We start from the raw sequence: 23,347 nt of genomic DNA, 5'->3' as shown, positions 1-23,347 counted from the left end.
CGATGCCCCCGAACCACGCCGACGCCCGCCCCGCCCGCCGGAGCCTGGGGCGCGGCCCGGGAGCGTCCGGGGAGGCGGTGGCCGGGGAGCCCGTACCGGCCGGGCCCGTGGAGTCCGCGTCGGCCCGGCCCGTGGTCGTGGAGCCCGCGCCCGACGAGGCCGCCCCCGAGGCGGCCGCTGAGGCGGCTGCTGAGGGCCGCGCGGCGGGTGGAGGCGGGAGAGCGGCCCCCGAGGGTTCCGGAGCCGCTGACGGGGCGCTCGCGGAGCACGCCGGGGCCACGGCGGGCGGCGACGGCCGGTTCACCCTGCGGCTGGCGAACTTCGAGGGGCCCTTCGACCTGCTGCTCCAGCTGATCTCCCGGCACAAGCTGGACGTCACCGAGGTCGCCCTGTCCCGGGTCACCGACGAGTTCATGACCCACATGCGCGCCCTGGGCCCCGACGGCGACCTCGACCAGACCACCGAGTTCCTCGTGGTCGCGGCCACCCTGCTCGACCTCAAGACCGCCCGGCTGCTGCCCGTCGCCGAGGTCGAGGACGAGGCGGACCTGGCTCTGCTGGAGGCGCGGGACCTGCTCTTCGCCCGGCTGCTCCAGTACCGGGCGTACAAGCAGATCGCCGCGATCTTCGAGACGCGGGCCGAGGACGAGGGCAGGCGCCACCCCCGTACCGTCGGGCTGGAGCCGCACCACGCCGCACTGCTGCCCGACGTCGTCATCGCCATCGGCGCCGAGGGCTTCGCCCGCCTCGCGGTGCGCGCCATGCGGCCGAAGGCGAAGCCCGAGGTGTACGTCGACCACATCCACGCCCCGCTGGTCAGCGTGCGGGAGCAGGCGGGGCTGCTCGTACGCGTGCTCAAGGCGCGCGGCGAGGCGACCTTCCAGCAACTGGCCGAGGACGCGCCGGACACCCTCACGGTCGTCGCCCGCTTCCTGGCCCTCCTGGAGCTCTACCGGGAGAAGGCGGTGGTCCTCGACCAGGAGGACGCCCTGCTCACGCTCACGGTGCGCTGGTGCGGCGGGGACGGCGACGGGATGCCGACGGTGACGGACGAGTTCGACCAGGTCGTGGAGGTACGGGAATGACGACGCGGACACAGGAGACGCAGGCGCTGGACCTCAGGGGCGCGCTGGAGGCGGTCCTGATGGTGGTCGACGAGCCCGCGACGGTCGAGCACCTGGCCAAGGTGCTGGAGCGGACCCCGCGCGAGGTCGCCGGGGCGCTCGCCGCGCTCGCCGACGAGTACACCGCCGCGCGGCGCGGTTTCGAGCTGCGCGAGGTCGCCGGGGGCTGGCGGTTCTACACCCGGCCGGCCTACGCGGCCGCCGTCGAGGCCTTCGTCCTGGACGGCCGGCAGGCCCGTCTCACCCAGGCGGCCCTGGAGACGCTCGCGGTCGTCGCGTACCGCCAGCCGGTCAGCCGCTCGCGGGTCTCGGCGGTCCGCGGAGTCAACTGCGACGGGGTCCTGCGGACCCTCCTGCAGCGGGGTCTGGTGGCCGAGGCGGGCACGGAACCCGAAACAGGTGCGATCCTGTACAGGACGACGAACTACTTTCTGGAGCGGATGGGCCTGCGAGGCCTGGACGAGCTCCCGGAGCTCGCGCCCTTCCTCCCCGAGGCGGACGCGATCGAAGCCGAGACGCGAGAGGGTGTTCCGTCGTTCGATCCGGATGCACCGGATACCGATGAAGACGACAAGACGACGGAACTTTGATGCGAAGCAGCGGCAACGGCAACGGTGGCGGCAACAGGAACAGCGGCGGCGGTGGTGGCGGACGCGGTAACTCCCGCGGCGGCTCCTCCTCCGGCGGTGGCGGCGGCTACCGCGGTGGCGGCTCCTCCGGTGGCGGTGGTCACCGCGGAGGCTCGTCCTCCGGCGGTGGCGGCGGTTACCGCGGCGGCTCCTCCGGCGGCTCCTCCGGCGGCGGTGGCGGTTACCGCGGTGGCGGTTCCTCCGGCGGCGGTGGCTACCAGGGCGGCGGCTACCAGGGCGGTGGCTCCGACTCCCGCGACCGCGACCAGGCGCCCCAGCGGCCCCGCAACCCCCGCCCCGAGGAGCGCCGCTACGACGTCGGCCCCGAGGGCGAGCGCAACGGCCGCAGCGGCCCCCGCGCCGGTGGCGGCGGCGCCCGCGGCGCGGAGGCGCGCGGTGGTGCCAAGGGCGGCCCCAAGACCTCCAAGACCCCCGGCATCGGCGGGGCCGGCGGCCCGCGCCGCGGTCCCGGCAGCCGCAGCGGCCAGTCGCGTCCCCGCGAGCTGGACGCGCGGATCGAGGAGCGCGTGCGCGACCGGTACGCCGACAAGCCCGTGATCAAGACCCCGAAGACCTTCCCGGGCGCCGAGGAGGAGGGTGAGCGCCTGCAGAAGGTGCTCGCCCGCGCCGGCATGGGCTCGCGCCGCGCCTGCGAGGAGCTGATCGAGCAGGCCCGCGTCGAGGTCAACGGCGAGATCGTGCTGGAGCAGGGCAAGCGCGTCCAGCCGAAGGACGAGATCAAGGTGGACGGCCTGACCGTCGCCACCCAGTCGTATCTGTTCTTCGCGCTGAACAAGCCGGCCGGCGTCGTCTCCACCATGGAGGACCCGGACGGCCGCCAGTGCCTGGGCGACTACGTCACCAACCGCGAGACCCGCCTCTTCCACGTCGGCCGGCTCGACACCGAGACCGAGGGCATCATCCTCCTCACCAACCACGGTGAGCTGGCCCACCGCCTCACGCACCCGAAGTACGGCGTGAAGAAGACCTACGTCGCCGCGATCACCGGCCCGCTGCCGCGCGACATCGGCAAGCGGCTCAAGGACGGCATCGAGCTGGAGGACGGGTACGCCCGCGCCGACCACTTCCGCGTCGTCGACCAGGTCGGCAAGAACTACCTGGTCGAGGTGACCCTCCACGAGGGCCGCAAGCACATCGTGCGCCGCATGCTCTCCGAGGCCGGCTTCCCGGTGGAGAAGCTGGTGCGGACCTCCTTCGGCCCGATCGAGCTGGGCGACCAGAAGTCCGGCTGGCTGCGCCGCCTGACCAACACCGAGGTCGGCATGCTGATGCGCGAGGTCGGCCTGTAGGCCCCGCCCCCACCCCGCTGTAGGCCCGAAGCCCGCGACGCCCCCCGAGGCGCCGCGGGCTTCGGCGTATCCGGTACCGGTGCCGTAAACGGCTTGTCCCGCGCCTCCACCCCTGTTTATAGTCACAGTGACCATTAAGGGGAGGGGCTGTCGCCATGTGGAGTACGAGCTGGACCGAGGTGCTCGGCTTCGTCACCGGCGCCGTCTGCGTCGTCCTGGTGGCGCGGCAGCACGTCGCCAACTGGCCGGTCGGCATCGCCAACAACGTCTTCTTCATCGTGCTGTTCGCCCAGGCCGGCCTCTACGCCGACGCCGGGCTGCAGATCGTCTTCATCGCCCTCGCCGCGTACGGCTGGTGGTCCTGGACCCACGGGGGTGGACCGGGAACCGCCACGGCCCTGCCGGTGCGCCGCACCACGGCCGCCGAATGGGCCTGGCTGCTCGCGGCGGGGGCGGTGGGGGTCGCCGTACTGACCCTGCTGCTCGGCGCGGTCAGCGACTCCACCGTCCCCTTCTGGGACGCGCTGACCACAGGGCTCTCACTGATGGCCACCTACGGGCAGTGCCGCAAGCTGCTGGAGTCCTGGTGGCTGTGGATCGCCGCCGACCTCGTCTACGTCCCGCTCTACCTCTACAAGGGCCTGTACCTGACGTCCCTCCTCTACGTCGCCTTCCTCGCCCTCTGCGTGGCCGGGCTCGTCGGCTGGCGCCGGGCCCTCGCGGGGGCCGGCGCCCGTACGGCGGCCGTGGGGGCGGCGGCGTGAGCGGGGGCAAGCGCGAGCGGTACGGGCACGGGCTGGTGCTCGGCAAGTTCTACCCGCCGCACGCCGGACACCACCACCTGGTGCGCACCGCCCAGGACCAGTGCGAACGGCTCACCGTGCTGGTGTGCGCCGCGTCGGTGGAGTCGGTGCCGCTCGCCGACCGGGTGGCCTGGATGCGCGAGGAGCACCCCGGGGCGGAGGTGGTCGGGGCGGTCGACGACATCCCCGTCGACCTGCGCGACCCGGCGGTCTGGGAGGCGCACATGGCGATCTTCCGGGGCGCGGTGGGCCGGCCCGTGGACGCCGTGTTCACCTCCGAGGAGTACGGGAGCGAGCTCGCGCGGCGCTTCGGCGCCGAGGAGGTCCGCGTGGACCCGGCACGCACCCTGTTCCCGGTGTCGGGCACGGCCGTACGGGCCGACCCGGCGGGCTGCTGGGAGTTCCTCGGGCCGGGCGTACGGGCCGCGCTGACCCGGCGGGTCGTCGTGCTCGGCGCCGAGTCCACCGGGACCACGACCCTCTCGCGGGAGCTGGCGGCGCACTACCGGCGGCGCGGCGGGGTGTGGGCGAAGACCGGCTGGGTCGCGGAGTACGGGCGCGAGTACAGCGAGGAGAAGCTCGCCGCGGCCCGGGCGGCCGATCCGGCGGCGTCCTGGGCGGACGTGGTCTTCACCTCGGCGGAGTTCCCGGTGATCGCCCGCCGCCAGGACGCGGCGGAGGAACGCGCCGCCCGGCTGGGTTCGCCCGTGCTGTTCTGCGACACGGACTCCTTCGCGACGGGCATCTGGCACACGCGGTACCTGGGCGGGCGCAACCGGGAGGTCGAGAAGATCGCCGACCTGACCCGGCGGGACCTGTACCTGCTGACCGACGACGCGGGGGTGCCCTTCGAGGACGACGGCCTGCGCGACGGGCCGGGGCTCAGGCCGTGGATGACGGCCCGCTTCCGGCGGGAACTCATGCGCACGGGACGGCGTTTCCTGATCGTGAGCGGTGACCGGCGCACCCGGCTGGAGACGGCCGTGTCGGCGGTCGACGCCCTGCTGGCGGAGGGCTGGCACTTCGCGGACCCCCTTCCGGAGCGCCGGTGAACGCGGGCGCGACGGGCCGGGCCGCCGAGGGAGCCGGTCCCTTGGGCGTGGCTCCCGCGCGCGGCGGCTCCGGGGCGGCCGGGAGCCCGCCCTATGACCCCCGGGCGTTCGAGCCGTTCGCCGTGACCGTGGACCTCGCCGTCCTCACCGTGCGCGGCGGGGAGCTGCACGTGCTGCTGATCCGGCGCGGGCAGGAACCGTACGCCGGTGCCTGGGCGCTGCCCGGCGGGTTCGTCCTGCCCCGGGAGTCCGCCGAGACGGCCGCCCGGCGCGAACTGGCCGAGGAGACGGGGCTGGCGCCCGCCCTGGTCGCCTCCCTGCACCTGGAACAGCTGCGCACCTACAGCGAACCCGACCGGGACCCCCGGATGCGGGTGGTGTCGGTGGCGTTCACGGCGCTGGTCCCCGACATGCCCGAACCGGCCGCAGGCGGCGGCGGGGACGCCGACCGGGCGCGGTGGGTGCCGGTCGGGGAGGTGTCCGAGCCGGCCTTCGACCACGCGCGGATCCTCGCGGACGCGCGGGAACGGGTCGGCGCGAAGCTGGAGTACACCTGCCTCGCCACCGCCTTCTGCCCGCCCGAGTTCACCCTCGGCGAGCTCCGGGCCGTCTACGAGACCGTCTGGGGCACCGCCCTGGACCGCCCCAACTTCCGCCGCAAGGTCCTCGCCACGCCCGGCTTCGTCGAGGCCGTCCCCGGAGCCGCCCGGCTGACCGGCGGCCGCGGCAAGCCCGCCGCGCTCTACCGGGCGGGACCGGCGACCGCCCTGCACCCGCCCCTGCTCCGCCCCACGGAAGGCCCCGCCCGATGACGACGAGTCCCACGACGCGCTCCACCACGCGCCCGGCCGCGCAGAAGCGCCCCGCGACCGGAGCCCTGATCGGCCTGGCCCTGGGCGACGCCCTCGGCTTCCCGACCGAGTTCAACGACGTCCCGTCGATCCTCGCCAAGTCCGGGCCGTGGCGCGAGATGGCCCTGCCCCGCCCGGCCCTCGTCACCGACGACACCCAGATGACCCTCGCGCTGGCCCGCGGGATGCGCACCGCCGCCGAGCGCGGACACGTCGGCCCGCTGCGGCTCGCCCGGCCGGTCCGGGAGGAGTTCGTCGACTGGTACCACTCCCCGGAGAACAACCGCGCCCCAGGCCGCACCTGCATGGTGGCCTGCCGTCTCCTGGACGAGCCCGGCCGGGACTGGCGCGACGCCAGCCAGACCGGCTCCAAGGGCTGCGGGGCGAACATGCGGGTGGCGCCGATCGGCCTGGTGCCGGGCTGGACGGACGAGGAACGGGCGGGCGCCGCCCAGCTCCAGTCGGCCCTCACCCACGGCCACCCCACCGCACTCGCCGCCTCCGACCTCACCGCGCGGGCCGTCCAGCTGCTGGCGTGCGGCACGGAGGTGACCGGCCTGGTCGGGCGGCTGCGCTCGTACGCCCTGGAGAACCGCACCCGCTACCACGAGCGCTGGCTCGGCGACCTCTGGCAGCGCACCGCCTGCGACGCCACCCCGGAGTCCTTCATCGCCCGGGGCTGGGACGACTGCCTGGCCGTCCTCGACCGCCTCGCCGCCGCCCTGCGCACCCCGTCCCCGGAGACCGACCCCTGCCTGACCACCGGCCAGGGCTGGATCGCCGAGGAGGCGCTGGCCACCGCCCTGCACTGCTTCCTGCTGTTCCCGGAGGAACCCCTCCTGGCCCTGCGCCGGGCCGCCTGCACCTCGGGCGACTCCGACTCCCTGGCCTGCCTCGCCGGCGCCTTCGCCGGAGCCCACCTCGGCGCGGACGTGTGGCCCCGCGACTGGGAGGGCCGCATCGAGTACCGCTCCGAACTCCTGGCCTTCGGCACGCTCTGGGACGCGTGACGGGAGAGCCGGCTTAGCGGGCCGTGGCCAGTCGGGAGCGGTGGAGGTAGTCCGCCACGCGGGTCTGGTCCGGTTCGGCCGGGAGGGGGGTCGTGGTGAGGGCGGTGTCGGACTCGTCCGCGAGGCGGGCCATCCAGGCCTCGACCTCCTCCCAGGTGCGCTCGCCCCGCCTGACCGCGAGGAGGGCTTCGCGGTGCGGGCCCGCGTCGATCGTCAGCCGGCCGGTGCGCAGCAGGTCGCGGCAGGAGATCAGCAGGCGCAGCAGGTGCATGGCGTGCTTCCAGCGCGGGGCGCCGTGGTGGCGTACGTCCGCGAGGAGCTTGCCGTGCTGGGACTTCGCGTAGCGGGTGAAGGTGGTGTGGGCCCGGCGGGAGAGGAACGCCCCGCGCAGGGAGAGGAGTTCCTCGCCCGCCGGGGTGAGGCGGTCCACCAGGGGGGAGTGCAGGCACTCCAGGATGTTCGGGTTGGCCCGCAGCGCGAGGGCGCAGAAACGTTCCAGCTCCCAGGAGAACTCCTCCTCCCGGGGCCCCTCCACATGCGTCGGCGGCTTCTCGAACCCCCAGAACAGCGGGGTGGGGGCGAGATAGACGCCGCGCCGGTCGGTGTCGCTCGCCTCCGTGGCCAGCCCGAAGGCACGGGAGCCCATGACGCAGGCGTAGATCGTGTGCTCCCGTACCAGGGTCAGGTCGTCCATCCCGGGAGGGTAGGCGGCCGGAGCGGCCCTACGCGAGTGAGATAGCGCCGTCGGGGGCCACCGTGATCTTCTGCTCGGGCAGCGGGCGGGTGGCCGGGCCCTTGGCCACCGCGCCGTCCGCGATCTGGAACTCGCTGCCGTGGCAGGGGCAGTCGATCGTGCCGTCGGCGACCTTGTTCACCAGGCAGCCCTGGTGCGTGCACACCGCGGAGAAGCAGCGGAAGGACCCGGCCGTCGGCTGGGTCACCACCAGCTTCTGGTCCTTGAGGACCACGCCGCCGCCGACCGGCACCGCCGAGGACTTCAGCAGGGTCTTGCCGCCGGCCCCGCCGGAGGACTGCGGGGAGGGGGCGCTGCCCGACTCCTGGGCCGGCTCGTCCGAGCCGCCCCCGCCGCACGCGGCGAGCGTGCCGCCGGCCAGGGCGGCGGCGCCGACCGCCAGTACGGTACGCCGGGCGGTGGGGGCGGGGCCGCTCATCGGATTCGGGTCGGTCATGGGGGGACTCCTCGCTCGGTGGCCGGAAGGGCGAGCAGCATCCTGGCGCGTGCCGGGCTCCGGGAGAAGCCCGCCACACCCTGCGCCCCGGCTTCACTTCATCCCGCCGGCTGCCGCCGGGGGACCAGGTGCGCCGGGCCGTCCGGGACGCGTACCACCTCCCACACGCGCACCACCGCGTCCCGGTTCAACGGCCCGTACACGTGCGGGTAGCGGCCGTCGGAACCGTCCGCACGGCGCACCTCGGCGGTCAGGGCCGCCTCGTCGAGCTCCACGGCGAGCAGGGTGCCGGGCACCCGCCGGTAGTGGGCCTCCACGACGGCGAGGGCGGTCGCGCGGTCCGCCGAGCAGTGCACGAAACCCTCGGCGGCGAGCGAGGGCGGGGCGTACGGGAGCGCGGGCGCGGCGTTCCAGTCGGCGAGCGGGACGATGTGGAAGATCATGCGGGCCGTTCTACCGCAGCGGGAGGGAGGGCGCGCGCCAGCCCCGGCCGGGGCGCGGTGAGGCCGTGTGCGGCGTCGCGCACACGGGGTCGGCCCCGGTGGGGACCAGGCCGGGGGCGGTGGCGGGCGGGCGGTGGCTACCCTGAGTCGGGAACCGCCGTTACGCGATCACCCTGGAGCGCCCGTGAGAACCGCCGTCGTCATCGGAACCGGACTGATCGGCACCTCCGCGGCGCTCGCCCTGACCGCGCGCGGGATCGCGGTCCACCTCGTCGACCACGACCCGGCCCAGGCCCGTACGGCCGCCGCCCTCGGAGCCGGCACCGACGACGCCCCCGAGGGACAGGTCGACCTCGCCATCGTCGCCGTGCCCCCGGCCCACGTCGCCCGGGCCCTTGCCGACGCCATCGGCCGCGGGACGGCCCGCGCCTACGTCGACGTCGCCAGCGTCAAGGGCGGCCCCCGCCGGGAACTGGCGGCGCTGGGCGCGGACACCTCCGCGTACATCGGCACCCACCCCATGGCAGGCAAGGAGCGCAACGGCCCGCTCGCCGCCACCGCCGACCTCTTCGAGGGCCGCCCCTGGGTGCTCACCCCCACCCGGGACACCGACCACGAGGTGCTGAACCTGGCACTGGAGCTGGTCGCGCTGTGCCGGGCCGTGCCCGTCGTGATGGACGCCGACGCGCACGACCGGGCCGTGGCCCTGGTCTCCCACACCCCGCAGCTGGTCTCCAGCATGGTCGCCGCCCGCCTGGAGGAGGCCGATGAGACGGCCGTCCGGCTGTGCGGGCAGGGCATCCGCGACGTCACCCGGATCGCGGCCTCCGACCCCCGGATGTGGGTGGAGATCCTCTCCGCCAACCCCGGCCCGGTGGCCGACGTGCTCTCCGGGATCGCCGCCGACCTGGCGGAGACCGTCGAGGCCCTGCGCGGCCTCCAGTCCGCCGACGAGGACAAGCGCCGGGGCGGGGCCGCCGGTATCGAGGACGTCCTCAAGCGGGGCAACGCGGGCCGGGTCCGGGTCCCCGGCAAGCACGGCGCGGCCCCCGCCGCCTACGAGACCGTCGGGGTGTTCATCAGCGACCAGCCGGGCGAGCTGGCCCGGATCTTCGCCGACGCGGGCCGGGCCGGGGTCAACATCGAGGACGTCCGCATCGAGCACGCCACCGGCCAGCAGGCGGGCCTGGTCCAGCTCATGGTCGAGCCGCGCGCCGTCGCGGGCCTGACCGCCGAGCTGCGCGAGCGGGGCTGGGCCCTGCGCCCGCAGTAGCCGCCCCGGGCGGGGACGGGACGCGGCGGAACCAAGGGGTGCCGGGGGCCGGTAACCTGGGGGAGGGGCGCTCTTGGCGCGCCCGGACACGTACGTGCAACCAGGAAGGTGCCCGCACCGTGGAAACCGCCGCTCCGTCCGCCGTGATCGTCGCCATCGACGGTCCCTCCGGCACGGGCAAGTCCAGCACCTCCAAGGCCGTGGCCGCCAAGCTCGGGCTGCGCTACCTGGACACCGGTGCCCAGTACCGGGCCATCACCTGGTGGATGATCAGCAACGGCGTCGACACCGACGACCCGCAGGCCATCGCCCTCGCCGCGGGCAAGCCCGCCATCGTGTCCGGTACGGACCCGGCCGCGCCCACCATCACCGTCGACGGCCAGGACGCCTCCGGCCCGATCCGCACCCAGGAGGTCACCTCCAAGGTCAGCGCCGTCAGCGCCGTCCCCGAGGTGCGCGCCCTGATCACCGAGCTCCAGCGCTCCATCGCCGCCGCCGCGGCCCGGGAGGCCGAGGGCATCGTGGTCGAGGGCCGGGACATCGGCACCACCGTCCTGCCCGGCGCCGACCTCAAGATCTTCCTGACTGCCTCCGCCGAGGCCAGGGCCGCCCGCCGCAGCGGAGAGCTGCGCGGCAAGGAGGCCGCCGACCTCGCGGCCACCAAGGAAGCCCTGATCAAGCGCGACGCCGCCGACTCCGGCCGCAAGACCTCCCCGCTGGCCAAGGCCCCCGACGCCGTCGAGGTCGACACCACCGACCTCACCCTGGACCGGGTGATCGAGTGTGTGGTCACGCTCGTGGAGGAGAAGCGGGCGGGTCGCCCGTGAGCGGTACGCCCTCCCTCAAGGGTGCGGCGGTCGGCAGGCGCATCGGCATCGGGCTCATGTACGGGCTGTGGAAGCCGCGCGTGCTCGGAGCCTGGAAGGTGCCGGCCAACGGCCCCGTCATCCTGGCCGTGAACCACGCGCACAACATCGACGGCCCCATGGTCATGGGCACCGCGCCGCGCCCCCTGCACTTCCTGATCAAGAAGGAGGCCTACGTCGGCCCCCTCGGCCCCTTCCTGGAGGGGATCGGCCAGGTGAAGGTGGACCGGACCGGCACCGACCGGACCGCCGTCACCCGCGCCCTCGGCGTGCTGGAGCGGGGCGGCGCCCTGGGGATATTCCCCGAGGGCTCCCGGGGCGAGGGCGACTTCGCCTCACTGCGCGCCGGACTCGCCTACTTCGCGGTCCGCAGCGGCGCCCCGATCGTCCCCGTCGCGGTCCTCGGCAGCACCGAGGCCCGGGGCCGGCTCGTCAAGGGGCTGCCGCCGCTGCGCAGCCGCGTCGACGTCGTCTTCGGCTCCGCCTTCGACGCCGGCGACGGCACGGGCCGCCGTACGCGCACCGCGCTGGACCAGGCCACCGAACGCGTCCAGGGGCGGCTGACCGCCCACCTGGCCGACGCCAAGCGCCTCACCGGGCGCTGAGCGAGACTTGACCTAGTAGTGGAACCGCGCTGCGCGGGAGCCACCGATCACCACGAACGACGAGGAACGGACTTCATGAACGACCAGCACGACCACGGAGCACTTGGCGACGCCGAGTACGCGGAGTTCATGGAGCTCGCCGCGGAGGAAGGCTTCGACATCGAGGATGTCGAAGGCGCGATCGAGGCGGCGGGCCACGGCCCGCTGCCGGTCCTCGCCGTCGTGGGCCGCCCCAACGTCGGCAAGTCGACCCTGGTGAACCGCATCATCGGCCGCCGCGAGGCCGTCGTCGAGGACAAGCCGGGCGTCACCCGCGACCGCGTCACGTACGAGGCCGAATGGGCCGGCCGCCGCTTCAAGGTCGTCGACACCGGCGGCTGGGAGCAGGACGTCCTCGGCATCGACGCCTCCGTCGCCGCCCAGGCCGAGTACGCCATCGAGGCCGCCGACGCGGTCGTCTTCGTCGTCGACGCCAAGGTCGGCGCCACCGACACCGACGAGGCCGTCGTCCGGCTGCTGCGCCGGGCAGGCAAGCCCGTCGTGCTCTGCGCCAACAAGGTCGACGGCCAGAGCGGCGAGGCCGACGCGGCCTCCCTGTGGTCGCTGGGCCTCGGCCAGCCGCACCCGGTCTCCTCCCTGCACGGCCGCGGTACGGGCGACATGCTCGACGCCGTCCTGAAGGCCCTCCCGGAGGCCCCCGAGCAGACCTTCGGCGCCGCCGCCCCCGGCGGCCCGCGCCGCATCGCCCTGATCGGCCGCCCGAACGTGGGCAAGTCCTCGCTGCTGAACAAGGTCGCCCGCGAGGACCGCGTCGTCGTCAACGAGCTGGCCGGCACCACCCGCGACCCGGTCGACGAGCTGATCGAACTCGGCGGTGTCACCTGGAAGTTCGTGGACACCGCGGGCATCCGCAAGAAGGTGCACCTGCAGCAGGGCGCCGACTACTACGCCTCCCTGCGCACGGCCGCCGCCGTCGAGAAGGCGGAGGTCGCGGTCATCCTGATCGACACGACCGAGAACATCAGCGTCCAGGACCAGCGCATCATCACCATGGCCGTCGAGGCGGGCCGCGCGATCGTGATCGCGTACAACAAGTGGGACGAGCTGGACGAGGAGCGCCGCTACTACCTCGAACGCGAGATCGAGACCGAGATGCAGCAGGTCGCCTGGGCGCCCCGCGTCAACGTCTCCGCGCTGACCGGCCGCCACATGGAGAAGCTGGTCCCGGCGATCGAGACCGCCCTGGCCGGCTGGGAGACGCGCGTCCCCACCGGCCGGCTGAACGCCTTCCTGGGCGAGGTCGTCGCGGCCCACCCGCACCCGATCCGCGGCGGCAAGCAGCCCCGCATCCTGTTCGGCACCCAGGCGGGCAGCAAGCCGCCGCGGTTCGTCCTCTTCGCCTCCGGCTTCCTGGAGCACGGCTACCGGCGCTTCATCGAGCGCCGCCTGCGCGAGGAGTTCGGCTTCGAGGGCACCCCGATCCACATCTCGGTGCGGGTGCGCGAGAAGCGTGGCGCCCAGTACAAGAAGAAGAAGTAGGACGGACGGCCGCCGGGGTCAGTAGCCCCGGCGCGGAGCGGGCGGCAGGGCCGCCGGGATGTGCTGCATCATCCCGGTCTGGTGCTGCCGCCCGCCGCCGTATCCGGACCCCGAGGTGCCGGCGGTGGCGTACGAGGGCTGCGGGGACGGGACGGGCACGTACGCGGGCTGCCAGGACTCGCTCTGCTGCCATGCGGAACCGTTCCAGCCGCTCCCGTACGAGCCGACGCCGTAGGAGCCGCCGTACGGGACGCAGGTGTACGAGGACCCGTACGAGAACGCCGTGAAGCCGAGGTCCTCCTCGCCGGAGCGGTCGCCCGGCAGGGTCCGGAAGGCGCGCAGGTACTCGGAGTACAGCGTGTCGTAGATCGGGGTGTGCGAGGCGGCCGGTGCGAGGTCCCGGTCCCGTGCGGGGCGCATCGGGGGGACGCTGCTCGGATGGGACGGGGCGCGGGAGGGGTCGTATGAATGCACGTATCAGCCAACGAACCCGGAGCCCTGCGGATGCGGGGTGAGGGGGCGGAAAACGCAGATCGCCGGGGGTGCGCGGGACGGACCGCGCACCCCCGGCGCATGCCGCCCGGCCCCCTCGCGTGGGGCGGGCGGCCGTCTCCGGAGGGGAGATGGGGACGGGCTCGGCCCCCCGTACCGGCCGCTGGTACGGGGGCTCAGGCGCCCGGGGTACCGGCCAGCGGCATGGAGGCGGCGACCAGCTTGCCGTTGCTCGCGGCCTTGTCCAGGGCGTCGCGGAGCAGGTCCTCGCGCGGCTGCTGGCCGATGGAGCCGAACGGGGCGGCGTAGATGAGCACGCGCTGGGTCTTGTTGACGGCGGCCCGCCAGCCGTCGGTGACGCTGAGCGCCTGGTGCGCCTGCCACCAGGCGACCTGGGGGCCGCCGGCGGCGCCGGGCTGGAGTACGGCGTGCAGCTGGCCGGCGGCGAGGAGCACCGACCAGCCGGCGAGCGCGGAGGGCACCTCGTCGGTGTCGGTGACCGGGATGAAGCCCTGCTCGATGAGGAGCGGCAGGAAGTCGTCGCCGGGGCCGGTGGTGCCGGGGCGGGCGATCGGGCCGGTGGGCTCGACGACCAGGGCCGGGTGCAGCTCGCCGCGGATCAGGACCAGGCCGCTGGTGATCCCGAGGACGGCCTGGCCGCCGGGGACGGACTGCGGGACGTCGACGGCGGTCCCGTCGGTCTGGGGGGCGGGGCTGTCGCCGGTGATGCTGCGGACGGCGCCCTGGAGCTGCTCCTCGGAGACCGTGACGACCTGGGAGGGGATGCAGCTGGCGTGGGCGAAGGCCAGCACCGCGGTCTCGTCGCCGACGAAGAGCACCGTGCTCGTGGGGTCGGTCTCGGGGTCGCCGGGGGTGCGGCAGGAGGTGCAGTCGTAACTGCGCGGGGCGTCGTCGCCGGTGAGCAGCCTGTCGGCCTCTTCGTCACCGATCTCTTCACGTACCTCAAGACTGACGTCGAGCATGCGCGGCACGGGGTGGCTCCTCATTCGTGCGGAGGCCGGGGGGTTCCCGGCTCGCCGGGCTCAACGGAGGAGCGGTGGCCGGGGTCACGCCGTTTGAGGGAACGGAATCGAACCGGCCACCCGGACGAGTGAACGGATCGGGCGGCGCTTTGTTTTAGTGGCAACTGTTGTTTGGTTGTGCGCAGTTGACGGCTGATGGTGGCCGTTTGGGGGAGGGGTGGTGGTCGGCCGTCCGGGTGGGGCGCCGGGATGTGCCGCGTGGCGGGCGGGTCGGGTGGGGCGGGGGCTGCATAGCGTGACGCGATGCCCGCACTCTGTTTCCGGCGAGGGGCCGTTGCCGCGGTCGTGTCCGCCGTGCTGTTCACGCTCGTACCCGTGGCCATGGCCGTCTCCGCGGACGCCGCGGTTCCACCACCTCCGGCGCCAGGGGCTCCGGGAGCCCGGGCGGGGAACGGGACGCGGGACTGCGGGCCGGGCGGGCAGTGGCCGTGGGACTGCGTCGCCGACTGCGAGAGCGGGGGGCGGTGGGCGGTGAACACGGGGAACGGCTTTTACGGGGGGCTGCAGTTCGGGCAGCCGACGTGGGAGGCGTACGGGGGGCTGGCGTACGCGGCGCGGGCGGATCTGGCGAGCCGGGAGCAGCAGATCCGGGTGGCGGAGGAGTTGGTCGCGGTGCAGGGGTGGGAGGCGTGGCCGGTGTGCGCGAAGCGGTACGGGCTGGCGGGGCGGGTGCATGTGGTGCGGGGTGGGGAGACGTTGGAGGGGATCGCGCGGAAGAGGGGGGTGCGGGGTGGGTGGCGGGCGCTGTACGAGGCGAACCGGGGGGTGATCGGGGAGCGGCCGGAGCGGTTGCGGGTGGGGGTGTTCCTGGCCCTGCCGGCGGTCGGCGCGGTGCTGCCGCCGCCGTCGCCATCCCCCTCGGCGTCCCCGTCGCCGTCCCCCTCGGCCGTGCCGGCCGCTGTGCCGAGTCCGGTGGCTTCCGGGGCTTCGGCGCGGCCGGGGCGCTGAGCCGGGGCGGGGCCGGGGGTGCCGCTGCGCGGGGCTGTCCCCTACCCGCCCTTCCACCGTTCCCGCCTCAGTCGCCGGCGCGGCTCACTGCACGGCGCTCCGCGCCCGCGCCTCAAACGCCGGCGGGGCTGGGGGGCGAGTGAGGGTGGGTGGGGAATGGGATTTGGGGTGTGGGGATTTCTCCGAATTCGTCCTGGGGATTCGGTCCGGGGTTTTGGGGACGGGATTGCTATTCGGGGGCGTTGTCGGCAAGCCGTGACACAAGCGTGACCCGGTACGGAGGAACGTCCGGGCGTATGGGTGACGGGCCGTGTATATGAACGGGCGGGGTGGGGTGTGCGTACCGGCCCCGCGGGTGGGTCAGCCGCCGGTGGCCGGGCGGGCCGAGGCGCTGCGGGTGGCCGGGCGCTCGGTGTGGGCCGGGCGGCGGCTGCCCGCCGGGGTGACCGGGGTGCGTTCCGAGCGGATCACGTGCGGGCGGGCCGTCGGGTGGGTGGTGGGCCGGGCGGTGGGGGAATGCCCGGCCGGGGCTGCCGCCACCGGTTCCGGGTGGGCGCGCTCCGGCCGCCACTTCCCGCCCGCGGACAGCAGCGGGGTGAGCGCGGCGGCGACGGGCTCGGAGACCCGGCCCTCCTCCAGGCGGCGGCGCCACAGCTCGCGCAGCTCGAAGACGTACGCCTCGGCGCGGGCGATCAGCGGCTCGAACCAGGGCAGCGCCAGCATGATCAGCAGCCCGGCGAGCCAGCCGAGCAGGACGTCGCTGACCCAGTGGGTGCCGAGGTAGACGGTGGTCGCGCCGACGCTCAGCGAGACGACGGCGGACAGCAGGGACAGCACCCGCCGGGTGACCGAGGTGGAGGCCAAGTAGGCCAGGATCCCCCAGGTCACGACGGCGTTGGCGGTGTGGCCGGAAGGAAATATATCGCCGCCCGCGAAGAGCTCGGCGGAGCCGATCTGGGTGGCGTAGTGCGGACCGAGCCGGCCGAGGCCGAGCTTGACCGAGCCGACCGTGATGTTCAGCAGCAGCAGCGCCACGCCGAGGGTGATCAGCGGGCGGAGGGTGTGCTGGCGCCAGGAGCGCCAGCCGAGCCAGGCCGCGACCATCACTGCCGTGGGTCCGCGCTGGCCCAGGACGACGAGATAGTCGAGGAAGGCGTGCAGCTGCGGCCACTGCTCGTAGGGCCGGAAGAACATGATCTGCCAGTCCAGCCGGACGAGCCAGGACGTCGTCAGCACGGCCACGACGATCGCGAGGTAGCACGCGAGCAGCGCGGCCAGGAGCACGACGCGGTGCCGGCTCATCCGCGGTGTCTGCAGATGAGCCGGTCGCTCTGGTTCCCGGTCCAGCCGGGCGAACACCGGCTCCAGACGGGTCAGCAATTGGTCGGTACGCACTCAATCGACGTTACCGCGCGGCGCAGCGCGGCCCGGTCGAATCGCGGGCTTTGTGATGACCATGTGATGTGGAGTGCGTCTCACGCGGAACTTAATTCCCGCTATTTCGACGCCCGTTGGAACTGTGCCGATTCAACTCCGGGAGTGCTGCCGCCGCAATTATCCGCATACTTACCTCCGGCTTATTGCCGCAGGTCAATTCCTTTGCGCAATCATGGATTGGAATGATCCGTTCCGTGATCATGGAGGACCGGATCCGTTCAGCCAGAAGGCCCCGTAGACCGCCGACGCCGCCGCGAGCGCCCCCAGCAGCGCCACCGTCCGCCCCGGCCGCCACCGGGCCAGCGCCACCGCCGCCGGCAGCAGCAGCGGGAACGCCGGGAGCAGCAGCCGGGGCTTGGAGCCGAAGTACCCCGAGGCGCACAGCGCCAGGGCCATCACGACGCCGCCGTACACCAGCAGTGCGGCCGGCTGCCGCTGCCGTACGCACAGCCGGTACGCCCACAGCACCAGCAGCACCCCCGCGACCAGCCCGATCCCGGCGAGGAAGGCGGGGGAGGCCAGCCGCGCCCCGACGAAGCGGGCGAAGGCCCAGCCCCCGTCGAAGCCGTTGCCCCAGCCCGCCTGTACGTCCAGGTACCCCAGTGGTCCGCCGCCGGCCCGGGCCCCGGCCCACAGTGCGTACGCCGCCGCGCCCAGCGGGGCCAGCAGCGCTCCGGCCGCCGTCCGCCACGAGCCCGCGCCGCGCCGCCACGCCAGCGCCCCGGCCACCCACACCGCCGCGACCACCGCCGCTCCGACCGGGCGGGTCAGCCCCGCGCCGGCCGCCAGCAGGCCGGCGGTGATCCAGCGCCCGCGCTGGACGGCGTACAGGGACCAGGCGGCGAGGGCGGTGAACAGCGACTCGCTGTACGCCATGGACTGGACGATCCCGACCGGCAGCGCCGCCCACAGCGCCGCCGCGCACACCCCGGCCCGCCGCCCGTACAGCAGGTCCGCCACCGCGAAGATCCCCCAGGCGGCGGCGAGCCCCGCCACCGCCGAGACCACCAGGCCCGCCGACCCGTACGAGAGCCCGGTGGGCGCCGCCACCAGCCGTTCCAGCCACGGCAGCAGCGGGAAGAAGGCCAGGCTGGAGTGGACGGCCCCGCCCGGCAGGACCACCTCGTACCCGTACCCGCCTGCGGCGACCCGGGCGTACCAGAGCGAGTCCCAGCGGGCCGACAGCAGCGTGTGCGGGCTGCTGCCCGCCGCAGCGCTCCACGCGCCGAGCACGGCCAGCCCGAGCAGCCGCACCGCCGCGAAGGCGGCGAGCGCGGGCGCGGCCCGGCGTGGGCCGGGTTCCTCGACGGGTACTTCGTCCACGGGCGCAGTTCTCACGCACACGAGTATCGACGGTGCGTACGAGGGCCCCCGCACCAGAACCACGAGGCGTGAGCGGGCGTGTACGAGGAGGTGAGGACACGGCGGGGGGAGTGGCGCACACCACAGCGCGGGCGGCACCGGCGTGAGAGCTTGACCACGTGCCCGGCGCGCGCGCTCGCGTACGCTGACCCTTCACTCGCGTGTCGATGCCGGACCCCGTTGGACGCCGCCCAGCGCACCACCCGCGGCGGCGCAACGACGCTGGTCCGCCGAGTGCGAGGGATCACCAGGGAGGTACAGGCATGTCGGGCACGCACATGACCGGCGACAGGAACCCTTCCCTGCGGCAGCGGATCGACGCGGCCTCCGGCGGGGCCAACCGCTGGCTCGTCCTGGCCGTCCTGTGCGTCAGCCTCGTGCTCGTCGCCCTCGACGCGACCATCCTGCACGTGGCCGTCCCCTCCGTCACCGAGGACCTGCGCCCCGGCCCGATGGAACTCCTGTGGATCGTCGACGCCTACCCGCTGGTCTGCGCCGCCCTGCTGATCCTCTTCGGCACCCTCGGCGACCGCGTCGGCCGCCGCCGGATCCTGCTCCTCGGTTACGGCCTCTTCGGCGTGGCCTCCGCCATCGCCGCCCTCGCCCACGACGCCCAGGTCCTGATCGCCGCGCGCGCCCTGCTCGGCGTCGGCGGCGCGATGATCATGCCCGCCACCCTGTCGATCCTGCGCCAGGTCTTCCCCGACCGGCGCGAGCGGGCCCTCGCCATCGGCATCTGGACCGCCGTGGCCGCGATCGGCGCGGCCAGCGGGCCGGTGCTCGGCGGTTTCCTCGTCCAGCACTACTGGTGGGGCTCCGTCTTCCTCATCAACATCCCGCTGATGGCGCTGATCCTGCCGCTCGGACGCCGGCTGCTGCCGGAGTCGAAGGGCTCCTGCGACGGGCCCTGGGACGTGCTCGGCGCGCTGACGGCCGCCGTCGGCGTGCTCGGCGCGGTGCTCGGCATCAAGCGGATCGGCGCCGAACGGGACCTCACCGACGCCTGGGCGCTGGTCCCGCTGGTGCTCGGGGTGGCGCTGCTGGTCCTCTTCGTACGCCGCCAGAAGCAGCGCGAGCACCCGCTGATCGACATGCGGATGTTCTCCCGCGCCGCGTTCTCCACCTCCGTCGGCTGCATCGTGCTCGCCATGCTGGCACTGGTGGGCCTGGAGCTGATCGCCGTCCAGTACCTCCAGCTGGTGCTCCGGCTGAGCCCGCTGGAGACCGGCCTGCGGCTGCTCCCGCTGACCTTCGCCGCGATGGCCGCGGGGGCCACCGGCTCGTACACCCTCCAGCGGGTCGGCCCGCGCACCATGGTCTCGCTGGGCTTCGTCCTGACGGCCGGGGCCGTGCTGCTGCTGACCCTGATGGGGCAGCAGGACCGGCCGGTGCTGCTGACCACCGGGTTCGTCCTGCTCGGCTTCGGCCTGCAGACCACCCTGTTCGCCGCGTACGAGTCCATGCTCAGCGAAGCCCCGGCGGACAGCGCCGGCGGCGCGGCCTCCATAGGCGAGACCTCGTACCAGCTCGGCGCGGGCATGGGCATCGCGCTGCTCGGCAGCGTGATGAACGCCGCCTACGCGCCCGGCCTCGCGCACGTCCCCGGGGTCCCTGCCGAGGACGCGCGCGACGCCGCGCACTCGCTGGGCGAGGCCTACCAGATCGCCGCCCACCTCGGCGGCGCGGCCGGGGAGTCCCTGCACGCCGCCGCCCGGCACGCCTTCGTACACGGGCTGCACGTGACCCTGGCGGTCAGCGCGGGCCTGCTCCTCGCGGGGGCCGTGATGGCGCTGAAGCTGCCGCGCACGGTGGAGGCCGCCGCCGAACCGGACCGCGGTGAGACCGGTGACGCGGCCGCCGTACGCCTGCCCGCTCAGTGCGCCGGCGCCCCGCTCCCCGACCCGTCCGCCGGTGCGCGGATCCCCGCGCCGGGCGCCCCCGCCCGCGACCGGGCCGCCGACGGACGGCCGGGCCGCCGCAGCGCCTGAGGGCACGCGCGGAAAACCCGGGGTGGACCCGGAGCGGGGCCGAGGACAGACTTGCGCTGCTGGGTTCCGTTCCACGTGCCTGCCGGGAGGCCCCTCTTGTCCGCGTCGTCTGTGCCGTCTGCGTTCTCCGCCTCGAAGACCCCCTTCGTGCCCACCGATCCGCTCGGGCTCGACGAGCTGCTGAGCCCCGAGGACCTCGCCGTCCGCGACACCGTCCGCTCCTGGGCCGCCGACCGGGTCCTGCCGCACATCGCGCAGTGGTACGAGGACGGCGCACTCCCCGGCATCCGCGACCTGGCCCGCGAACTCGGCTCCCTCGGCGCGCTCGGCATGTCCCTGACGGGCTACGGCTGCGCGGGCGCCAGCGCCGTCCAGTACGGCCTGGCCTGCCTGGAGCTGGAGGCCGCCGACTCCGGGATCCGCTCGCTGGTCTCCGTACAGGGCTCGCTGGCCATGTACGCGATCTGGAAGTACGGCTCCGAGGAGCAGAAGGAACGCTGGCTGCCCGGCATGGCGGCCGGCGAGCTGATCGGCTGCTTCGGGCTGACGGAGCCCGACGTCGGCTCCGACCCGGCCGCGATGCGCACGTACGCCAAGCGTGACGGCACCGACTGGGTCCTGAACGGCCGCAAGATGTGGATCACCAACGGTTCGGTGGCCGCCGTCGCGGTCCTCTGGGCGCAGACCGACGAGGGGATCCGCGGCTTCGCCGTCCCCACCGGCACGCCGGGCTTCTCCGCGCCGGAGATCAAGCACAAGTGGTCGCTGCGCGCCTCGGTGACCAGCGAACTGCTGCTGGACGACGTACGGCTGCCCGCGGACGCGGTCCTTCCGGGCGTCACCGGCCTCAAGGGGCCGCTGGGCTGCCTCAGCCACGCGCGGTACGGGATCATCTGGGGGTCGATGGGCGCGGCGCGCGCCAGCTTCGAGTCGGCGCTCGACTACGCCCGCACGCGCGAGCAGTTCGGCAGGCCCATCGGCGGCTTCCAGCTCACCCAGGCCAAGCTCGCGGACATGGCGCTGGAGCTCCACAAGGGCATCCTGCTCGCCCACCACCTGGGCCGGCGGATGGACGCGGGCACCCTGCGGCCGGAGCAGATCAGTTTCGGCAAGCTCAACAACGTCCGCGAGGCCATCGACATCTGCCGCACCGCGCGGACGGTCCTCGGGGCCAACGGCATCTCGCTGGAGTACCCCGTCATGCGGCACGCCACCAACCTCGAATCGGTGCTCACCTACGAGGGCACCGTCGAGATGCACCAGCTGGTGCTGGGCAAGGCGCTCACCGGGCTCGACGCCTTCCGGTGAGGGCCCCGCTCAGCTCTGGTTGAAGAAGTCGCGGGCGCGGCCGCCCGCCTCGCCGGTGACGATCTGGGTGTCGGCCGGGGTCAGGAGGAAGACTCTGGTCGCCACCCGCTCGATCGAGCCGCGCAGCCCGAAGGTCAGACCGGCCGCGAAGTCGACCACGCGCTTCGCGTCACCCGGGTCCATCGAGGAGAGGTTCACGATGACCGGGACGCCTTCGCGGAACAGCTCGCCGATGCCGCGCGCGTCACGGAAGCCGTCGGGGGTGACGGTCGCGATCCGGCGGCCCTGCTCGACGGCGGACTCCGAGGCCACCTTGACGCGCGGGTCGGTGACCCACTGGTCGCCCGGGCCCGAGACCGACCCCTGCTGGCGTTCCACCGCCTCCGCGTAGTCGTCGTCGTAGTACCGCTCGTCGTCGCTGTCCTCTACGAGACCCAACCACGCACTCGCCTTGCGTACCGAACCCATGGACGCCTCCTTTCACCGTGGCCAGTCTGTCTTCTTCTCCGCTGCCCCCATCGTCGTCCATGATGCTGACAACGCGCCAAGTGGATAGCCGCCGCGCAGGGGTTTCGTGACGGGACTGGTGCAGAACATCCGTTGCACGACTAAGGTTTCCGCCGCACTACCGCTGCTGACTGAGTGAAAATACGACCACGGCCGCCGACCGGGTGAGCTGCTGGGACGTACGGGTGAACGGCCGGGCTGGTTACGATGCCCCCGCAACACCGTATGGCGCACGGGGGAACCGGATTTGTTCGGCATTGTCAGACCTTGCTCGCACCGTCTCGGCGAGAGGTTCACAGCGGAGTGGACGGCCCATCTGTGCGGGCTGTGCCTGGCACTTCGCGGTGACCACGGCCAGTTCGCCCGGGTGGTCACCAACTACGACGGGCTCCTGGTCTCCGTTCTGACGGAGGCTCAGTCGGGCCCGCTGCCCGGGGCGCGGCGCACCGCCGGGCCCTGCCCGCTGCGCGGCATGCGCACCGCCCCGGTGGCCAACGGCGAGGGCGCGCGGCTGGCCGCCGCCGTGTCGCTGGTGCTGGCCTCGGCGAAGGTGCGCGACCACGTGGCCGACCGGGACGGGCTGTTGGCCCGGGCCCCGATCGCCGCCGCCGCGCGCCGGGTGGCCCGCGGCTGGGACCGGGCCGGTGCCCGTACCGGCGCGTCGCTCGGCTTCGACACGGCCGTCCTCGTTGACGCCGTGGACCGGCAGGGGGGCATCGAGACCCTGGCGGGCCCCGGCACGCCCGTCCTCGCCGTCACCGAGCCGACGGAGACGGCCACGGCGGCCGCCTTCGCCCATACCGCGGTCCTCGCGGGACGGCCCGGCAACGCGGCGCCGCTCGCCGAGGCGGGCCGGTACTTCGGGCGGCTCGCGCACCTGCTGGACGCCGTCGAGGACCAGGCCGCAGACGCGGCCTCCGGCGCCTGGAACCCGCTCACCGCCACCGGCACCTCCCGGGCCGAGGCGCGTCGGCTGTGCGACGACGCGCTGCACGGGATACGGCTGGCGCTGCGCGAGGCGGAGTTCGCCGATGCCGGCCTCGCGCACCGGCTGCTGGCGCACGAGCTGCGCACCTCGGTGGACCGCGCCTTCGGCACCGGCGGCTGCGGCCACACCGCCGCGAACGCCACCGGACCGGGGTACGGGGCCGCGCCCCAGGGGTACGGGGATCCGCGGGCGGGTCGGCCGCACGGTGCCCCGTACGGTCCGTACGGGGGCGGCCAGAACCCCTATGCCCCGGCCGCCCCCGGCGGGCCCGGGCTGCCGCCGACGGGTCCCGGCGGGGGCGGCGGCTTCGGCGGGTTCCCGCCGCCCTCGCGGAAGCCGCGCCGCGGGCTGCTGGCGGGCTGCGCGGTGGCCGTCGGGCTGTTCTGCACCTGCCGGCTGTGCTGCACCGACCACGAGGGCCCGTGGTCCCGCGAGAAGCGGGACGCGTGGTGCGACGGCTGCGATTGCGGCGATTGCGGCAATTGCTGCGACTGCGGTGATTGCTGTGACGGGTGCGACTGCTGCGATTGCGGGTGTGACTGCGGCTGCTGAACCCGCGTCAGCCCGCCTCGGCCCGCG

Annotated in this window: 23 protein-coding genes; 15 read left to right on the top strand and 8 right to left on the bottom strand. The window is 74.1% G+C overall.

From position 1 onward, the window contains the following. The first annotated feature begins 2 nt into the window (after positions 1 to 2). The 7 genes from ACZ6ZT_RS21390 to ACZ6ZT_RS21360 all read left to right on the top strand — a co-directional run bounded on the left by ACZ6ZT_RS21390 (position 3) and on the right by ACZ6ZT_RS21360 (position 6,779). On the top strand, positions 3 to 1,085 hold the full coding sequence (locus ACZ6ZT_RS21390; protein WP_469721213.1) for a segregation and condensation protein A: 1,083 nt from the start codon (positions 3 to 5) through the stop codon (positions 1,083 to 1,085). After that, positions 1,082 to 1,714: an SMC-Scp complex subunit ScpB gene (gene scpB / locus ACZ6ZT_RS21385; RefSeq protein ID WP_469721212.1), complete on the top strand. Its 633-nt coding sequence runs from the start codon at positions 1,082 to 1,084 to the stop codon at positions 1,712 to 1,714. Before ACZ6ZT_RS21390 ends, scpB begins: the two co-directional genes overlap by 4 nt. Next, positions 1,714 to 3,063, top strand: coding sequence for a pseudouridine synthase (locus tag ACZ6ZT_RS21380; protein ID WP_469721211.1), 1,350 nt, complete (start codon positions 1,714 to 1,716; stop codon positions 3,061 to 3,063). Before scpB ends, ACZ6ZT_RS21380 begins: the two co-directional genes overlap by 1 nt. Before the next feature lie 155 nt (positions 3,064 to 3,218). Next, positions 3,219 to 3,827 (top strand): nicotinamide riboside transporter PnuC, encoded by a 609-nt coding sequence (gene pnuC, locus ACZ6ZT_RS21375; protein ID WP_469721210.1) that lies wholly within the window; start codon positions 3,219 to 3,221, stop codon positions 3,825 to 3,827. Continuing rightward, positions 3,824 to 4,918, top strand: coding sequence for an AAA family ATPase (locus ACZ6ZT_RS21370; protein WP_469721208.1), 1,095 nt, complete (start codon positions 3,824 to 3,826; stop codon positions 4,916 to 4,918). The genes pnuC and ACZ6ZT_RS21370 overlap by 4 nt, the downstream gene beginning before the upstream one ends. Positions 4,919 to 4,965: 47 nt before the next feature. Then, positions 4,966 to 5,730: an NUDIX hydrolase gene (locus ACZ6ZT_RS21365; RefSeq protein ID WP_469721207.1), complete on the top strand. Its 765-nt coding sequence runs from the start codon at positions 4,966 to 4,968 to the stop codon at positions 5,728 to 5,730. After that, on the top strand, positions 5,727 to 6,779 hold the full coding sequence (locus ACZ6ZT_RS21360) for an ADP-ribosylglycohydrolase family protein (RefSeq protein WP_469721206.1): 1,053 nt from the start codon (positions 5,727 to 5,729) through the stop codon (positions 6,777 to 6,779). Before ACZ6ZT_RS21365 ends, ACZ6ZT_RS21360 begins: the two co-directional genes overlap by 4 nt. 13 nt (positions 6,780 to 6,792) lie before the next feature. On the opposite strand, the gene ACZ6ZT_RS21355 is transcribed toward ACZ6ZT_RS21360, so the two are convergent. From ACZ6ZT_RS21355 to ACZ6ZT_RS21345, 3 genes are all read right to left on the bottom strand, one after another. After that, complete coding sequence (locus tag ACZ6ZT_RS21355) at positions 6,793 to 7,473, bottom strand: nucleotidyltransferase domain-containing protein (RefSeq protein ID WP_469721205.1); 681 nt, start codon at positions 7,471 to 7,473, stop codon at positions 6,793 to 6,795. A 28-nt stretch (positions 7,474 to 7,501) separates the two neighbouring features. Next, complete coding sequence (locus ACZ6ZT_RS21350) at positions 7,502 to 7,969, bottom strand: Rieske (2Fe-2S) protein (RefSeq protein ID WP_469721204.1); 468 nt, start codon at positions 7,967 to 7,969, stop codon at positions 7,502 to 7,504. Positions 7,970 to 8,067: 98 nt separating this feature from the next. Continuing rightward, on the bottom strand, positions 8,068 to 8,412 hold the full coding sequence (locus ACZ6ZT_RS21345; protein ID WP_469721202.1) for a DUF952 domain-containing protein: 345 nt from the start codon (positions 8,410 to 8,412) through the stop codon (positions 8,068 to 8,070). A gap of 184 nt (positions 8,413 to 8,596) precedes the next feature. On the opposite strand from ACZ6ZT_RS21345, the gene ACZ6ZT_RS21340 reads away from it, so the two are divergent. From ACZ6ZT_RS21340 to der, 4 genes are all read left to right on the top strand, one after another. Next, the gene (locus ACZ6ZT_RS21340; protein ID WP_469721201.1) at positions 8,597 to 9,685 is read left to right on the top strand and encodes a prephenate dehydrogenase; all 1,089 of its coding nucleotides are present in this window, start codon (positions 8,597 to 8,599) and stop codon (positions 9,683 to 9,685) included. Between the two features lie 119 nt (positions 9,686 to 9,804). Continuing rightward, a complete protein-coding gene (gene cmk / locus ACZ6ZT_RS21335; protein WP_469721200.1) occupies positions 9,805 to 10,512 on the top strand; it encodes a (d)CMP kinase in 708 nt (235 codons plus the stop codon). 56 nt (positions 10,513 to 10,568) lie between these two features. After that, complete coding sequence (locus ACZ6ZT_RS21330) at positions 10,569 to 11,156, top strand: lysophospholipid acyltransferase family protein (RefSeq protein WP_469721415.1); 588 nt, start codon at positions 10,569 to 10,571, stop codon at positions 11,154 to 11,156. 75 nt (positions 11,157 to 11,231) lie between these two features. Then, positions 11,232 to 12,695, top strand: a complete 1,464-nt coding sequence (gene der, locus ACZ6ZT_RS21325) for a ribosome biogenesis GTPase Der (protein WP_469721199.1) — start codon at positions 11,232 to 11,234, stop codon at positions 12,693 to 12,695. Positions 12,696 to 12,713: 18 nt separating this feature from the next. Here the strand turns inward: der and ACZ6ZT_RS21320 are convergent, their stop codons facing one another. Together ACZ6ZT_RS21320 and ACZ6ZT_RS21315 are read right to left on the bottom strand one after the other, a co-directional pair. Continuing rightward, complete coding sequence (locus ACZ6ZT_RS21320; protein ID WP_469721197.1) at positions 12,714 to 13,115, bottom strand: hypothetical protein; 402 nt, start codon at positions 13,113 to 13,115, stop codon at positions 12,714 to 12,716. Positions 13,116 to 13,363: 248 nt separating this feature from the next. Next, positions 13,364 to 14,179 carry a hypothetical protein gene (locus tag ACZ6ZT_RS21315; protein WP_469721195.1) on the bottom strand — a complete coding sequence of 272 codons (816 nt, stop codon included), beginning with the start codon at positions 14,177 to 14,179 and terminating at the stop codon, positions 13,364 to 13,366. Positions 14,180 to 14,473: 294 nt separating this feature from the next. Between ACZ6ZT_RS21315 and ACZ6ZT_RS21310 the strand changes: the two genes are divergently transcribed. Then, positions 14,474 to 15,178 (top strand): LysM peptidoglycan-binding domain-containing protein, encoded by a 705-nt coding sequence (locus ACZ6ZT_RS21310; RefSeq protein WP_469721193.1) that lies wholly within the window; start codon positions 14,474 to 14,476, stop codon positions 15,176 to 15,178. Positions 15,179 to 15,538: 360 nt separating this feature from the next. On the opposite strand, the gene ACZ6ZT_RS21305 is transcribed toward ACZ6ZT_RS21310, so the two are convergent. Beyond that, on the bottom strand, positions 15,539 to 16,573 hold the full coding sequence (locus ACZ6ZT_RS21305; RefSeq protein WP_469721191.1) for a phosphatase PAP2 family protein: 1,035 nt from the start codon (positions 16,571 to 16,573) through the stop codon (positions 15,539 to 15,541). A gap of 240 nt (positions 16,574 to 16,813) precedes the next feature. After that, entirely contained in the window at positions 16,814 to 17,938 is a 1,125-nt protein-coding gene (locus ACZ6ZT_RS21300) for a glycosyltransferase family 39 protein (protein ID WP_469721189.1), read from the bottom strand. A gap of 302 nt (positions 17,939 to 18,240) precedes the next feature. On the opposite strand from ACZ6ZT_RS21300, the gene ACZ6ZT_RS21295 reads away from it, so the two are divergent. Both ACZ6ZT_RS21295 and ACZ6ZT_RS21290 read left to right on the top strand, forming a co-directional pair. After that, entirely contained in the window at positions 18,241 to 19,965 is a 1,725-nt protein-coding gene (locus tag ACZ6ZT_RS21295) for an MFS transporter (protein WP_469721187.1), read from the top strand. A 96-nt stretch (positions 19,966 to 20,061) separates the two neighbouring features. Beyond that, entirely contained in the window at positions 20,062 to 21,273 is a 1,212-nt protein-coding gene (locus ACZ6ZT_RS21290; protein ID WP_469721185.1) for an acyl-CoA dehydrogenase family protein, read from the top strand. A gap of 9 nt (positions 21,274 to 21,282) precedes the next feature. Here ACZ6ZT_RS21290 and ACZ6ZT_RS21285 read toward each other — a convergent pair whose 3' ends face one another. Next, positions 21,283 to 21,741 (bottom strand): cell division protein SepF, encoded by a 459-nt coding sequence (locus tag ACZ6ZT_RS21285; RefSeq protein ID WP_469721183.1) that lies wholly within the window; start codon positions 21,739 to 21,741, stop codon positions 21,283 to 21,285. Positions 21,742 to 22,027: 286 nt separating this feature from the next. Between ACZ6ZT_RS21285 and ACZ6ZT_RS21280 the strand changes: the two genes are divergently transcribed. Further along, a complete protein-coding gene (locus ACZ6ZT_RS21280; protein ID WP_469721182.1) occupies positions 22,028 to 23,320 on the top strand; it encodes a DUF5685 family protein in 1,293 nt (430 codons plus the stop codon). Positions 23,321 to 23,347 lie beyond the last annotated feature (27 nt).

It is taken from the genome of Streptomyces sp. NPDC102258 (assembly GCF_055584685.1).
The sequence above is the reverse complement of the archived record's forward strand: the minus strand, read 5'-3'. Positions and strand labels throughout refer to the sequence as shown.

What these genes read in the sequence shown, in the direction of transcription:
- ACZ6ZT_RS21285 (WP_469721183.1), bottom strand. Translation starts at nt 21,741, where the DNA reads ATGGGTTCGGTACGCAAGGCGAGTGCGTGGTTGGGTCTCGTAGAGGAC.
- ACZ6ZT_RS21380 (WP_469721211.1), top strand. Translation starts at nt 1,714, where the DNA reads ATGCGAAGCAGCGGCAACGGCAACGGTGGCGGCAACAGGAACAGCGGC.
- ACZ6ZT_RS21295 (WP_469721187.1), top strand. Translation starts at nt 18,241, where the DNA reads ATGTCGGGCACGCACATGACCGGCGACAGGAACCCTTCCCTGCGGCAG.
- ACZ6ZT_RS21345 (WP_469721202.1), bottom strand. Translation starts at nt 8,412, where the DNA reads ATGATCTTCCACATCGTCCCGCTCGCCGACTGGAACGCCGCGCCCGCG.
- ACZ6ZT_RS21310 (WP_469721193.1), top strand. Translation starts at nt 14,474, where the DNA reads ATGCCCGCACTCTGTTTCCGGCGAGGGGCCGTTGCCGCGGTCGTGTCC.
- ACZ6ZT_RS21360 (WP_469721206.1), top strand. Translation starts at nt 5,727, where the DNA reads ATGACGACGAGTCCCACGACGCGCTCCACCACGCGCCCGGCCGCGCAG.
- pnuC (WP_469721210.1), top strand. Translation starts at nt 3,219, where the DNA reads ATGTGGAGTACGAGCTGGACCGAGGTGCTCGGCTTCGTCACCGGCGCC.
- ACZ6ZT_RS21320 (WP_469721197.1), bottom strand. Translation starts at nt 13,115, where the DNA reads ATGCGCCCCGCACGGGACCGGGACCTCGCACCGGCCGCCTCGCACACC.
- ACZ6ZT_RS21390 (WP_469721213.1), top strand. Translation starts at nt 3, where the DNA reads ATGCCCCCGAACCACGCCGACGCCCGCCCCGCCCGCCGGAGCCTGGGG.
- der (WP_469721199.1), top strand. Translation starts at nt 11,232, where the DNA reads ATGAACGACCAGCACGACCACGGAGCACTTGGCGACGCCGAGTACGCG.
- ACZ6ZT_RS21355 (WP_469721205.1), bottom strand. Translation starts at nt 7,473, where the DNA reads ATGGACGACCTGACCCTGGTACGGGAGCACACGATCTACGCCTGCGTC.
- ACZ6ZT_RS21330 (WP_469721415.1), top strand. Translation starts at nt 10,569, where the DNA reads ATGTACGGGCTGTGGAAGCCGCGCGTGCTCGGAGCCTGGAAGGTGCCG.
- ACZ6ZT_RS21350 (WP_469721204.1), bottom strand. Translation starts at nt 7,969, where the DNA reads ATGACCGACCCGAATCCGATGAGCGGCCCCGCCCCCACCGCCCGGCGT.
- scpB (WP_469721212.1), top strand. Translation starts at nt 1,082, where the DNA reads ATGACGACGCGGACACAGGAGACGCAGGCGCTGGACCTCAGGGGCGCG.